This window comes from Candidatus Schekmanbacteria bacterium, from assembly GCA_016219965.1.
In the GTDB taxonomy this organism is placed as follows: Bacteria; Schekmanbacteria; GWA2-38-11; order GWA2-38-11; family J061; genus JACRJM01.
Genome location: JACRJM010000002.1, coordinates 128,844 through 142,221 on the forward strand (window position 1 = coordinate 128,844; position 13,378 = coordinate 142,221).

The following is a 13,378-nucleotide window of genomic DNA, read 5'->3' on the forward strand; positions in this document are numbered from 1 at the left end:
TTTAATAAAAAAGTGGAGGCGGGGGGAATCGAACCCCCGTCCGAGAATAAAGAACCCAAAGGCGGCTACATGTTTAGCCAGTATATTGAATTTAAGTTTTGTATGCTCCTATTGGCAGGATCATACAACTCCGAGCCGCCTTTGATTTCATCTTTCTCCCAGCGACGAAAGAAAAAGACTATCCTGTGTAAATGGCGTTCCTTCCAGCCCCACAGGCGTGACAGGGGGAACGTGGCTACTTATTAAGCAGCCAGTGGCAGAGTATAATTGTCTGCGTCTATCTTTTTCCGATTGTTTAACGAGCCACCGGAACCTCGACATGCTCCTCTGGATCCTACCTATTCCCGTCGAACCCATATCGCCCCCTTGGATGCGATATTTGGCGTAAATCTCGCATCCAAATTTACATTTCACTTATAGAATTTTTTTTTAAAGAACACAACGCAGAGAATAACCTTATGCTGTATTTCATATATTACCCGAAAAATACTTTTGCTATATCGTATAAATCAAGATCAACAGTTTTAAGTTTGGCTACAACTTCTTCAAGTCCTATGGCTTCCATCCTGTTACAGTGAAAGGAAACCATCATGCCAAAATTTTCATCTTTGATCAGATCCACTGCGGCAATACCGTATCTTGTTGCCAGCACCCGATCATAGGCGGTTGGTGTTCCGCCGCGCTGCACATGACCCAGCACAGTTACACGGGTATCATATCCTGTCCTTTTTTCTATCTGTGCGGCAAGGTAGCTTCCTATACCTCCAAGCTTTACATGTCCAAAATCATCTACCTGCTCACTTGTTGTCAGCGCTTCATTCATAGTATTTTCTCTTGATCCTTCTGCAACAACTATTATGCTGAAATTTTTTCCACGGGCATGTCTCTGCTGTAAAGTTTTGCAGACTTCGTCGATATCGAACGGGACTTCAGGAATAAGAATCGTATCTGCGCCGCCTGCGATTCCTCCAAAAGTGGCTATCCATCCGGTATGTCGTCCCATTACTTCCAATACCATTATCCTGTCATGAGATTCTGCAGTTGAGTGAAGCCTGTCTATGGCTTCTGTTACTACAGATACAGCTGTATCAAAACCAAAAGTAAAATCTGTTCCGCTCAAATCATTGTCTATTGTTTTTGGTACTCCTACTATTTTTAAGCCTTCTTTTGAAAGTTTGCATGCAACGCCCAGAGTATCTTCGCCGCCTATTGCTATGATTGCATCAAGTCCAAACTTCTTATAATTATTGTGCAGCATCTGAAGCTGCTCATTATTCTTGTAGGGGTTTGTTCTTGATGTTCCAATTATAGTTCCGCCGCGGGGCAATATCCCTGAAACAGAAAAATTTGTAAGCGGTTCAGTTTCTCCAAATATCAATCCCTGCCAGCCGCGTTTTATTCCGATAATCTGATAGCCGTACTGAGAGCTTCGCCTTACTACAGCTCTTAACACAGCGTTTAATCCGGGACAATCACCGCCACCAGTAAGTACTCCTATTTTTTTCATTGTTTAATATTTCTCCTGAAAAATGGTTCTTCTGAAGTATCAGGGCTCAATTAATAAAATACAGTGTTTCATAACACAGATTAACTACAAATAGGCAGATTATCAATCTAAATTCCACCATACATTGATGCCAAAAAATTAGGCTTTTAAAAAAATAAAATTGATATTTGGCCTTAATATTGAGGTTAGTGAAATTTTTGACGCGACACATAGGTAATAGGGGAGAACTATTTGTTTTTTTTTTAAAAAAATAGAGGGGAAGTATTTCAATTTTTCTTGACAAGGGATGCCTATGGGGTTATCTTAAAGCCATATTGTGGGATAAGGTGGGATAAGTAATATTACATTTTAAAACTTGTTATAATAATGCAGCTTTCTTCCAATACTTCATTTACAGGTACATATTCTCACACTATTGATTCAAAGGGAAGGCTTAGTATCCCTTCTGAATTCAGAGAGATATTAAAAAACAAATATACTGAAGAAATCCAGTTATTTAAAAGCCCCATAAACCGCTGTATTGTTGCCTATCCGATGTCTGAATGGGAGATATTTCAATCCCGTCTCGACAAGCTCAGCAAGTATAACCCGCAGGAATGGAAAATCAGGGCGTTTATTCTATCGAGCACCCGTCCATGCATAATTGATAAGGCAGGCAGGATATTAATTCCAACAGATCTGAGAAACTATTCCGGTCTTGATAAGGATGTTGTCCTTTGGGGAGATATAACGAGTTTTGAGATATGGAACACGGAACGCTGGAATAAGGTCTATGATGATACCCGCGAAAATCCTGATGTAGCAGATTTCATCGGCGAGATATTTGCAAAAAAGGGACTGTGATACATGTATGAGATATGGTGAGATTTCACAAACCGGTAATGTTGAATGAGGTGGTTCAATGTTTTTCTGCAATCACTGATGACGTGATTGTTGATGGAACTTTAGGGGGAGGCGGACATAGCGAGGAGATCCTGAAAAACCTATCGGACAAAGGAAAGCTTATAGGGATTGATCTTGATCAAGAAGCGCTTGCGGAATCGGCAAACAAGCTTTCCTCATTCGGTTCTAAAGTGAAACTTGTCCGGGGAAACTTTAGCGATTTGGGGCAGATTCTTAAAGATCTTAAGATTGAAAAAGTAGGAGGAGTCCTTTTTGACCTTGGTGTTTCAAGCCATCAGTTTGACAGTAATGTGAGAGGGTTCAGTTTTGTTCGGGATGGAGCGTTAGACATGAGGATGGATACCAGAAGCGAGTTGAATGCATTTCGCCTGGTTAATGAATGTTCCGCGCACGAATTGAAAAGAATAATAAAAGAATACGGGGAGGAGAGGTGGTCTGGAAAGATTGCTGCGGCTATAGTTCAAAGCAGGAAAAAAGAAGAAATTTCATCCACTCATCAGCTGGCAGATATTATTTCTAATTCTATTCCAAGAAAATTTTGGCCCAGCCGCATTCATCCCGCCACAAAAACCTTCCAGGCTTTGAGGATTGCAGTTAACAGTGAGCTTGAAAATCTCAAACAGGGTCTCAAGGCTGCGTGCAGCATGCTTAGAAAGGGAGGGAGAATCTGCATTATATCCTATCACTCTCTGGAGGACAGGATAGTAAAAAAATTTATAGCGCAGGAAGAAAAAGGATGTATATGCCCGCCTGAATTTATCAAGTGTGTCTGCGGGAAAGAGCAGACTTTGAAGAGGATTAACAGAAAACCATTAAGGCCGTCGCCTGAAGAGGTAGCTCAAAACCCGAGAGCAAGAAGCGCTCTTTTAAGAATGGCAGAAAAAGTAAGCTGAGTTTTAATATTAAGTTGGGGGGAATAATAATGGGAGTAAATATCTATGTGGCAGGCTCCATGCTTGGCGAAAAGGCAGCGCATAAACCAAGAGATGAGAGCAAGACAAGAAGCTTTCTTTACTATTTTTTTATCATAGTTGTGATTGGTGCAGGAATATTCCTTCTTACATGGAAAGAAATTTACGGGATGAAACTTGGATATGACATCCAGCAGAAAGAGGATGTGATTAAGGAACTCACAGTAGAAAACAGAGCGATGAAAATGAATCTCATGAGGCTTGCATCGCTTGACAAAGTTGAAAAGGAAGCCCTGGAGAACATGGAATTCAAAAAACCATTAATTTCTCAGATCAAGATAATGGAGTAATTATGAGGTTATTTTCTAAGTGAAAGCACGCTCAATTGAAAGCATGAAGTCCAATACGGGCTTTGGAGATGCGAGACGGAGACTTAAGCTTATCCTCTACTGCCTTAGTTCTCTTTTTGCGCTGGCACTTATTAAGGATTTTTATCTTCAGGTCATAGCAAGCAGTACGCTTTCCGCAAAAGCTGCAAACCAGTTTCAGCGTGCTATAGAGATTAAACCCAGGCGGGGTGCGATATTTGACAGGAACCGCTGCAGCCTTGCTGAAAGCATTGAAGTGAATTCCGTGTTTGCGATTCCAAGGGGGATATCAGATGCAAGAAAGACCGCATCTGTGCTGGCTAGGGTTTTAACGCTCAATGAATCTGAAGTTATTAAAAAACTTTCTGTTAACAAAGCATTCGTCTGGATAAAACGTCTCATATCTGATGATGAATATAAAAAACTTTGCGAACTGAATCTTGAAGGGGTTGGATTTATAGAAGAGAACAAAAGAATTTACCCTCAGGATTCTTTAGGCGGTCAGATGTTAGGCTTTACGGGAATTGATAATGAGGGACTTGAGGGGGTTGAGCGTCAGTTTGAAAAGCATATAGCGGGTCTATCAGGTATTAAAGTTATCACAGAACATGATGCGCGCGGCAAAAGTCCTTTTGTTTATGAAAAACCTGTGACTGACGGAGACAATATAGTTCTTACCCTTGATAAAAATATTCAGCACATAGTTCAGACCGAGCTTGCAAAAGGGGTAATTGAAGCTAATGCAAAAGGGGGAACTGCCATTGTAATAGACCCGTCCAACGGCGATATTATCGCCATAGCAAACTATCCGGAGTTTAATCCTAACGAGAGGAAAAGCTATAAACCGTCAGCCTGGAGAAACAAGGCAATCAGCGATTTCTTTGAACCAGGTTCACTTTTCAAAGTTGTCATGGCATCGGCGGCGCTGGAGAACAAGATAGTATCACCCTATACCATGATCGATTGCAGTCCCGGATATATCACTGTGGGAAACAGGAGAATCAAAGATGCCCATCCACACGGCGTTCTTTCATTTAAAGAAGTGATAGGAAAATCAAGCAATGTAGGTTCGATAAAAGTATCTTTAAAGATGGGCAAGGACCTCCTTTACAAATACATAAAACTTTACGGGTTTGGGGACAAAACAGGGGTAGGTCTTCAGGGCGAATCATCAGGGATGCTGAGAGATCCTTCAAAATGGTCAGGTGTGTCCATAGGTTCAATCACAATAGGTCAGGAAATAGCTGTCACACCGCTTCAGCTTACCATGGCTTATGCAGTCATTGCCAACGGCGGAGTGTTATACAAACCGCGGCTTTTGAAAAGAATCGAAGGCTGGGATGGGACATTGAAGGATAGCTTTGAACCGGTTCCTGTAAGAAGGGTTATGTCAAAAGAAACTGCATTCACACTAAGGGATATCCTGAAAACAGTTGTTGAAGATGGCGGGACTGCGACTCTTGCCGGGATTGACGGTTTTACTGTGGCAGGGAAAACAGGCACTGCGCAGAAAGCCGGGAACGGAGGTTATTTGAGCGGTAAGTTTTTTTCTTCTTTTGTTGGTTTCCTTCCTGCTGACAATCCCAAAATTGTTATCAGTGTCATAATAGATGAGCCTGTCGGTGCTTATTACGGAGGAGTAGTTGCAGCACCTATTTTCAGGAGCATAGCTGAACGTTCAATGCTTTATCTTGGAGTTAAACCTGACGTGGAAACTGATAAGCCTCTTCTTGCTGAGGAAAATAACAAAGAGGCATCTGAGCCTCCAAAGATAAAAAAGGTTAATGCAAGTTCTCCTGTTGTAAAAGTATCTCCTCCCAACAAGAGAAAAAGCTGAAATTATGAATCTGGATGAACTATTGACTAATATTGACTGCAAAAAAATTACATCTGCCGGGCTGGATATGGAAATAAGCGGAATCAGCTGCGATTCACGTGAGTGCGCCCCGGGATTTTTATTTGCCGCCATGAACGGTGCCAAAAGCGACGGCCATGGTTACATATTAGATGCGCTCAACAGAGGTGCATCTGTCTTCATGGTAGATGAAGGATTTGAATATGAAAAGCTGGGAAGTAAAAATCCATCCGCAGTTTTTTTAACGTGCAGTGATACGAGAAAGAGCTTCGGTATGGCTGCAGCTAATTTTTACGGCAACCCTTCTTCAAAGATAAAACTCGTAGGTGTTACAGGAACAAACGGAAAAACAACTATCACTTATCTGATTAATTCCATACTTGAAAAAGCAGGAAGGAATACAGGCCTTATAGGCACAATAATATACAAAATAGGTCCTGAGGTTTTTCCTTCTTCCCTGACCACCCCTGACTCCGGGAAACTACAGAGATTTTTCAGTCAGATGATAGATGCAGGTGTGGACAGCGCTGTAATAGAGGTTTCATCTCATGCTGTTCACATGAAGAGAATTGCAGGCTGCGAGTTTGATGTCGGAATATTTACCAACCTTACATCAGAACACATGGATTTTCACACAAGCATGGAAGACTATTATCTCTGCAAAAAAGACTTCTTTACAAACATGCTCAGCCAGGACGGAAAGAAATCAAAAAGTTTTGTCATAAATATTGATGACCCATGGGGGAAAAGGCTTGTTAAAGAACTGGGAGTCGAAACTGTTACTTACAGCATGAGTGAACCGGAAGCCACAGTTAGTCTGGTGTCAGTTATTTCAGACAGCTGGGGTATTGATGCAAAAATATCAATCAAAGGGAATATTCTGAATATATGTTCTCCGCTTTCAGGAAGATTTAATATCTACAACATAATGGCTGCTGCCGGGGCGTGCTGGTCGCTGGGTGTTGAGGCTGCCGCAATTGAAGCCGGGATAGAGGAATTGCAGGTTGTTCCGGGAAGGTTTCAGCGGATTGAGAACAACCAGGGGATCGATGTGATAGTCGATTATGCTCATACCCCTGATGCCATTGAAAAACTCCTGACAGAGGCGAGACGTATCTGTGAGTGCCGTCTTATAACCGTATTTGGCTGCGGCGGCGACCGTGACAGAAGCAAACGGCCGCTTATGGGAGAGCTTGCAGGAAGGTTAAGCGACCTTGTATTTGTTACATCAGACAACCCGCGAAGTGAAGACCCTCAGTCCATTATATCGGAGATTCTTTCAGGTATGACCGGCGGCATGACCGGACGGGTTGCAGTGGTTGAGGACAGAAGCATTGCAATAGAATCTGCGATAATGGAGGCGGAAAAAGGGGATATGGTGATTATAGCTGGAAAGGGACATGAGGATTACCAGCTAATTGGCGGGAAGATTATCAATTTTGATGACAGAGAAGAAGCAGGCAAAGCGCTTGAGAAGAAAAAAGGGAAGATGTGAAAAGATATTTTCTGGAAGAAATTATTGAGGCAACCGGGGCTCAATGTTTCGGGAACAAAAAAAAAGTTTTTTTCTCAAAGGTGTCAATAGATTCAAGGAAGTGTGCGGCAGACGAGGTTTTCTTTGCAATAACAGGAGATAAGTTTGACGGGCATAACTTTATCAGGGTGGCTTTGGAAAACGGGGCAGGAGGCGCTGTTTTTTCAGACAGGAATAAAGTGGAAGGAATTATTGAAAAAAATCCTGATGTCAGCCTGCTTGAAGTTAAGGACACGCTTTCAGCGCTCCAGTCTCTTGCAAGATATTACAGGAGAAAGGTAAATCCGTTGGTTATAGGGATAACAGGAAGTAACGGCAAATCGACGACAAAGGAGATACTCTCATCTGTGCTGGGCATGAATGGGGAAGTTCTTAAAAACCCGGGAAATTTCAACAACCTTGTCGGGCTTCCGCTCAGCATATTGCCTGTTGAGGAAGGGTGCCGTTATGCAGTTCTCGAGATGGGAATGAGCGCGGCGGGCGAGATAAAAAAACTTTGCGATATAGCAGAACCGGTTGTCGGGATAATTACAAACGTCGGACTTTCACATTCTGAGAATTTTTCCGGCATAGAAGGAATAGGAATGGCTAAGGCTGAGATGGCATCATTCATCCATGAAAACGGAGGGACATTACTCTATAACGGTGATGATCCGGTGCTTGAAAAAATACCACAGATAACCGCAGGAAAGACAGTTACCTTCGGGACGGGAAAAGATTGCGATGTAAGAATGTATGACCTTGAGACTTACGAAAATGGGAGTGCATTTAAGTTTGCTTCCGGAGACATCAATGAAGAGATACACGTAGGTATGCCTGGGATTCACAATGCTTATAACTGTCTTGCGGCAATAGCATGTGCACTCCATCTCGGTATGAGCTCCGATGAGATAAAAAAGGGAGTTTCTGAAGCCAGATCGCTTCCCGGCAGAACCACACTTTTTGAACTTGCCGGCGGGATCTGCCTTGTTGATGATACATATAATGCGAATCCATTATCCTTTGGGAGAGCCATCGAATATTTTGCAACTCTGAAAAAGAGCGGACGCAAGGTGATTGTCATGGGGGATATGTTCGAACTTGGAAAATTCTCTGATGAATCGCACAGGCAGATCGGCAGGCTTTCCGCAGAGAAGGGAATTACTATTCTTATTACAGTCGGCACCCTTTCTCTGGCAGCAGCAGAGGAGGCGGTAAAAAGCGGAATGAATAAAGAAATGGTTTTTTCTTTTTCCGGTGCGGAAGAAGCTGGAAGGGCCCTTGTGGATATGCTTTCCAGCGGAGATTCTGTTCTCGTAAAAGGATCAAGGGGAGTGCATCTTGAGACTGTTGTAGCAATGCTTAAGGAAAAATTCGGCGGGGCAAACGGGGATAAGGAATAAAAAGAGTAATGGGAGAAATTAAAAACATACTTGTAGCAGGACTGGGAAGGAGCGGAATTTCGGCAAGCAGGCTTGCGTATCAAAAGGGAATGAAAGTTTATGCCTGCGACCGGAAGAAAAAATCCGAGCTTGAATCCTCCCGGGAAGCCGCATTTCCTGAATGGCTTGAAGTTGCAACAGAAAGCGATGGACTTGAATTTATTGACAGGATTGATACCGTGGTTTTAAGCCCCGGCATTCCTGCAGGATGCGAGCTTGTAAGGGAGGCAAAAAAGAAAGGCAAAAAAGTAATTGCAGAGATAGAGTTTGCAAGTCTTTTTATAGATACTCCAATTATTGCAGTTACAGGAACAAACGGGAAGACCACGGTCACCACTCTGATCGGTGATATTTTAGCTGAAGCCGGGGAAAATGCACCTGTAGCCGGCAACATAGGAGTAGCGCTTTCTGATTTTGCCTTACAGAAGTTCAAGGGAGATTTCCTTGTCGTTGAACTTTCGAGTTTCCAGCTTGAGCTTATAGAATCCTTCAGGCCCTCTATCGCTGTAATACTTAATGTCACTCCCGACCATCTCGACCGTTATAAATCCATTGATGATTATGGGAAAGCCAAGATGAACGTTTTTATGAACCAGAGGGAGAAAGATGTTCTTGTCCTTAACAGCGATGACGAGTTTACGCAAAGCAAAATTGCTCCACTCAAGCCCCGTTCCTTTTTCTTCAGCAAAAAAGAGATGAATGAAAACGGTGTTTTTGTGAAGGACGGAATGATCATGTTCAGGAACGGGAAATCTGCGGTTCCTGTATTTGCTGTTTCAGAAATAAGAATGATGGGAGTTCACAACCTTGAAAACGCCCTTGCTTCCATCTGCTGTGCTTTTGCCGCAGGGGTTGAAACAGATGCTATTAAAAGAGTCCTTGCGAGGTTCACTCCTCCTCCGCACAGGATGGAAGAGGTTGACACAATAGATGGAGTTAAATTTATCAATGATTCAAAAGCCACGAATGTTGATGCTATGAAGCGGGCTCTTGAAAGCTTTGAAAAGCAGGTTGTACTTATAGCCGGAGGACGCGACAAGAAGGGAGATTTTAAATCATTGCGACATATAGTTTCAGAAAAAGTGCGCATACTCATACTTATTGGAGAGGCAAGCCAGAAGCTTGAAGATGCTTTCAGCGGGTTAGTGAAAATGCAAAAAGAGAGCAGTATGGAAGATGCTGTTAAGTACGCTTTCAAATGTGCAGGCAATGGGGACGTGGTGATACTTTCTCCCGGATGCGCCAGCTTCGATATGTACCGCAATTTCGAGGAGAGGGGAGACGATTTTAAAAATCAGGTGAGGGCTCTTAAAGGAAATGCCTAAACAGTCAGGGAGTGACAAACTAATATTGCTTTCAGCTCTCGTGCTTTCAGGGATGGGCTCAATAATGGTCTACAGCGCAAGCGCAATAATGTCCATGGAAAGATATTCTGACCCTTATTACTTTTTCAAAAGACAGATAATGTACATAGGTGTGGGTCTTGTTTTAATGATTATAGCAATGAACATTGATTATCACAATTACAGAAATTTAACTATTCCTCTGCTTGGCGCTGCCTTTGTGCTTATGGTCCTTGTGTTTATCCCTCCTATAGGGAAAGCGGTTAATGGTGCGGCACGGTGGATACAGTTTAAAATGATAAGGCTTCAGCCTTCGGAGATAGCGAAATTTGCACTCATCGTTTATGCATCGCATTATATTTCGAAAAAAAGGGAAAGGATGAAGGATTTTAAGAAAGGGCTTATGCCTCTTCTTATAGTGATAGGATTATTTTTTATCCTTCTTATGAAGCAACCTGACTTTGGCACTGTCGTGACCATAGCGGCTGTGATCACGATACTTCTTTTTGTAGGCGGCATGAGCATAAAATATGTTTTTGCTGTTATTCTCTTCGCTGTGCCTGCGATTGTCATGGCCGTTGTTCTTGCTCCTTACAGGATGAAAAGATGGACGGCTTTCATGGATCCATGGGCCGATGCCCAGGGGTCCGGTTTCCAGATAATCCAGTCCATGTATGCCTTCGCCAGAGGAGGGTTCTGGGGACTTGGATTTGGTGAAGGGAGGGAAAAGCTGTTTTATCTTCCGGCGCCTCATAATGATTTCATTCTTGCTGTCATAGGAGAAGAGATAGGAATGATAGGTGTTGTTACGGTTATAGGACTTCTTTTCCTTTATATGTACAGGGGAGTCATGGTTGCCATGAGAAGCAATGACATGTTCGGGATGCTCCTTGCAGTAGGAATAGCAGCACTGATAGGTTTTCAGGGAGTAGTAAACATTGCAGTGAATGTAGGGTTAATGCCTACAAAAGGCATCCCTCTTCCATTTGTAAGTTACGGTGGTTCATCCATATTGTTCTCTCTTTTTTCTACGGGTGTACTGCTAAACATATCAGAACATGCCTGAAAATGAGAGGAGAGCAGTAATCGCAGGAGGAGGAACAGGCGGGCATATATATGCCGGTTTGAGCATTGCTGAAGAGATGAAAAAAAGGTGGGGTGATGGAACAAAGATTCTTTACGTCGGAGCAGCAGGAGGGCTTGAGGCAAAGATACTTCCTTCATCCGGGATTGAATTTAAGCTTATAGAATCTATGGGAATAAAAGGGAAAAAAATTTCCAGTATGCTGAAAGGGATTATGGCCATACCGCAGAGCCTTGTGCAGTCTTCAAGGATACTTAATTCATTTAAGCCTCATATAGCAGTGGGCGTTGGAGGCTACAGCTCAGGGCCTGTAATACTTTCAGCATGGCTTCGGGGAGTTCCTTCTCTGATATTAGAGCAGAATCTTTATCCGGGAGCAACGAACAGGATACTTTCCGTGTTTGCAAAGAAGATAGCGGTGAACTTCAGAGGTTCCATGGAAGCCTTTCCCGCAAAAAAGGTTTTCTGGTCAGGAAATCCTGTAAGGGATTCTGTCCGGAAGGGGTCACGGGAGAAGGCCATTCAGCAATGGGGGCTTGCAGAAGGAAAATTTACTCTCCTTGTGTTTGGAGGAAGCCAGGGCGCCAGAAGAATAAACGAGCTTGTTCCTGAAGCGGCAGTTCTCCTTAAAAAAAGAGGATGCAGCTTCCAGCTCATACACCAGACAGGGGAGCGCGATTTCGAAAAAGTGAGAGAAAAATATAAAAATGAAGGCATTGAGGGATTTACTGCATCTTTTATCTTAAACATGGAAGATGCTTATGCTGCGGCTGATATGGTTGTATCAAGAGCCGGAGCAACAACATTGAGCGAGCTGCAGGCATGCAGAAAGGCATCGATTCTCATTCCCTTCCCCTATGCTACCAATAACCATCAGGAGCATAATGCGAGGAGCATGGAGAAAGAGGGAGCGGCGCTGATGATGAGAGAAAGCGAGATAACCGGAGAAAGTCTTGCAGATGCGATTGAAAATTTTATCAGTGACAGGGGGAAGCTTGAGCTATTTTCTGACAAGGCAGGACAGCTCAGCAAAATCAATGCGGCTGAAGAAATAGTAAAGCAGTGTGAAATGCTGTTTTAAGTGAGATAGAAATTGTACAGAAAAAATCTAAAGATACATTTTGTTGGTATAGGCGGAATAGGGATGAGCGGCATTGCCGAAGTGCTGTTAAACCTCGGCTATAAAGTTTCCGGCTCTGACATGAAAAAGAGCCAGATAACGGAACGGCTTAAATCCCTGGGAGCGGAAATATATTATGGCCACAGTGCCGGCAACGTAAATGGCAGCGATGTTGTGGTTGTCAGCTCTGCCGTAACTGCGGATAATATTGAAGCAAAAAGCGCTCTGGAACAGAAGATAGCGGTGCTTCGCAGGGCGGAGATGCTCTCAGAACTGATGAGAATGAAATACGGCATTGCAATCGCAGGTTCCCACGGCAAGACTACTACGACATCTCTCATTGCATCTGTTCTCGCCAAAGGAGGACTCGACCCTACGGCGGTCATCGGAGGAAGGTTAAACAGCACCGGCACTAATGCCAAGCTTGGACAGGGAGAATTCCTTGTCGCAGAGGCGGATGAGAGTGACGGGTCGTTCATGACACTAAATCCCTGTATTGCTGTAGCCACTAATATTGACAAAGAGCATATGGATTTTTACGGCGACATGAAGAAGCTGAAAGAAACATTCTCTGCTTTCCTGAACAAAGTCCCATTTTACGGGACTTCCGTTATCTGCACAGATGATGAAAACATACAGGACATAATCCCGTTGCTTGAGAAGAGGACAATAACTTACGGGTTCAATTCGCAGGCTGACTATACAGCTGATAATCTTACGTTCGCTGGTTTTGAAAGCGGATTTGATGCCTATTTTAAAAAAGAGAAGCTGGGACATGTAAAAGTGAAATTGACAGGAAGACATAATGTGCTCAATTCACTTGCGGCAATTGCAGTGGGACAGGAGCTTTCGATCCCTGTTGATACAATAATATCTGCCATTGGCGAGTTTGAAGGAATACAACGAAGGCTTCAGCACAAGGGTGAAAAAGACGGGATCACAGTTGTTGATGACTACGGTCATCATCCAAGCGAGATACGCGCAACACTTCAGGCTGCGAGAAGCATATGGTCAGGGAAAATCATAGTTTTGTTCCAGCCGCACCGCTACTCAAGGACACAGTCCCTTCTGGAAGAGTTCTACAGGTCTTTTTATGACTGCGACACATTGGTTGTAACTGACATTTATCCTGCCGGTGAAAAACCAATAGAAGGCATTGATTCAGATCTCCTGAGCAAAGGAATAAAAGCACATGGGCATAAGGATGTGCACCACATAAGCGAAAAAAAAGAGATATTGAAATTTCTAAGCCTCAACCTTGCAAAGGGAGACATGCTGATAACTCTTGGCGCCGGCAATGTCTATGAGATTGGAGAGGAGTTTTTAAAATAA

Annotated in this window: 11 protein-coding genes and 1 other RNA gene; 10 read left to right on the plus strand and 2 right to left on the minus strand. The window is 43.2% G+C overall.

The window, feature by feature from the left end; all coding sequences use genetic code 11:
• Nucleotides 1–10: 10 nt before the first annotated feature.
• Together ssrA and HZA77_01445 are read right to left on the minus strand one after the other, a co-directional pair.
• Nucleotides 11–366, minus strand: a transfer-messenger RNA (tmRNA) gene (gene ssrA / locus HZA77_01440).
• A 109-nt stretch (nucleotides 367–475) separates the two neighbouring features.
• Nucleotides 476–1,507, minus strand: a complete 1,032-nt coding sequence (locus HZA77_01445) for a 6-phosphofructokinase (GenBank protein MBI5374071.1) — start codon at nucleotides 1,505–1,507, stop codon at nucleotides 476–478.
• Between the two features lie 366 nt (nucleotides 1,508–1,873).
• On the opposite strand from HZA77_01445, the gene mraZ reads away from it, so the two are divergent.
• Genes mraZ through HZA77_01495 form a run of 10 tightly spaced genes read left to right on the plus strand, consistent with a single transcriptional unit; the run spans nucleotide 1,874 to nucleotide 13,378 of the window.
• Entirely contained in the window at nucleotides 1,874–2,350 is a 477-nt protein-coding gene (mraZ, locus tag HZA77_01450) for a division/cell wall cluster transcriptional repressor MraZ (GenBank protein MBI5374072.1), read from the plus strand.
• A gap of 14 nt (nucleotides 2,351–2,364) precedes the next feature.
• On the plus strand, nucleotides 2,365–3,303 hold the full coding sequence (gene rsmH, locus HZA77_01455; GenBank protein ID MBI5374073.1) for a 16S rRNA (cytosine(1402)-N(4))-methyltransferase RsmH: 939 nt from the start codon (nucleotides 2,365–2,367) through the stop codon (nucleotides 3,301–3,303).
• 29 nt (nucleotides 3,304–3,332) lie between these two features.
• Entirely contained in the window at nucleotides 3,333–3,671 is a 339-nt protein-coding gene (locus HZA77_01460; GenBank protein MBI5374074.1) for a hypothetical protein, read from the plus strand.
• Nucleotides 3,672–3,690: 19 nt separating this feature from the next.
• On the plus strand, nucleotides 3,691–5,526 hold the full coding sequence (locus HZA77_01465; protein ID MBI5374075.1) for a penicillin-binding protein 2: 1,836 nt from the start codon (nucleotides 3,691–3,693) through the stop codon (nucleotides 5,524–5,526).
• Nucleotides 5,527–5,530: 4 nt separating this feature from the next.
• Complete coding sequence (locus HZA77_01470; GenBank protein MBI5374076.1) at nucleotides 5,531–7,039, plus strand: UDP-N-acetylmuramoyl-L-alanyl-D-glutamate--2,6-diaminopimelate ligase; 1,509 nt, start codon at nucleotides 5,531–5,533, stop codon at nucleotides 7,037–7,039.
• Nucleotides 7,036–8,460, plus strand: a complete 1,425-nt coding sequence (locus HZA77_01475) for a UDP-N-acetylmuramoyl-tripeptide--D-alanyl-D-alanine ligase (protein ID MBI5374077.1) — start codon at nucleotides 7,036–7,038, stop codon at nucleotides 8,458–8,460. Before HZA77_01470 ends, HZA77_01475 begins: the two co-directional genes overlap by 4 nt.
• Nucleotides 8,461–8,468: 8 nt before the next feature.
• Nucleotides 8,469–9,824: a UDP-N-acetylmuramoyl-L-alanine--D-glutamate ligase gene (locus tag HZA77_01480; GenBank protein MBI5374078.1), complete on the plus strand. Its 1,356-nt coding sequence runs from the start codon at nucleotides 8,469–8,471 to the stop codon at nucleotides 9,822–9,824.
• Nucleotides 9,817–10,908, plus strand: a complete 1,092-nt coding sequence (gene ftsW / locus HZA77_01485) for a putative lipid II flippase FtsW (GenBank protein MBI5374079.1) — start codon at nucleotides 9,817–9,819, stop codon at nucleotides 10,906–10,908. The genes HZA77_01480 and ftsW overlap by 8 nt, the downstream gene beginning before the upstream one ends.
• On the plus strand, nucleotides 10,901–12,007 hold the full coding sequence (gene murG, locus HZA77_01490) for an undecaprenyldiphospho-muramoylpentapeptide beta-N-acetylglucosaminyltransferase (GenBank protein MBI5374080.1): 1,107 nt from the start codon (nucleotides 10,901–10,903) through the stop codon (nucleotides 12,005–12,007). The genes ftsW and murG overlap by 8 nt, the downstream gene beginning before the upstream one ends.
• Before the next feature lie 12 nt (nucleotides 12,008–12,019).
• On the plus strand, nucleotides 12,020–13,378 hold the full coding sequence (locus HZA77_01495) for a UDP-N-acetylmuramate--L-alanine ligase (protein ID MBI5374081.1): 1,359 nt from the start codon (nucleotides 12,020–12,022) through the stop codon (nucleotides 13,376–13,378).

Coding starts and splice junctions, on each gene's coding strand:
- HZA77_01445 (MBI5374071.1), bottom strand. CDS start 1,507: ATGAAAAAAATAGGAGTACTTACTGGTGGCGGTGATTGTCCCGGATTA.
- mraZ (MBI5374072.1), top strand. CDS start 1,874: ATGCAGCTTTCTTCCAATACTTCATTTACAGGTACATATTCTCACACT.
- rsmH (MBI5374073.1), top strand. CDS start 2,365: ATGGTGAGATTTCACAAACCGGTAATGTTGAATGAGGTGGTTCAATGT.
- HZA77_01460 (MBI5374074.1), top strand. CDS start 3,333: ATGGGAGTAAATATCTATGTGGCAGGCTCCATGCTTGGCGAAAAGGCA.
- HZA77_01470 (MBI5374076.1), top strand. CDS start 5,531: ATGAATCTGGATGAACTATTGACTAATATTGACTGCAAAAAAATTACA.
- HZA77_01480 (MBI5374078.1), top strand. CDS start 8,469: ATGGGAGAAATTAAAAACATACTTGTAGCAGGACTGGGAAGGAGCGGA.
- ftsW (MBI5374079.1), top strand. CDS start 9,817: ATGCCTAAACAGTCAGGGAGTGACAAACTAATATTGCTTTCAGCTCTC.
- murG (MBI5374080.1), top strand. CDS start 10,901: ATGCCTGAAAATGAGAGGAGAGCAGTAATCGCAGGAGGAGGAACAGGC.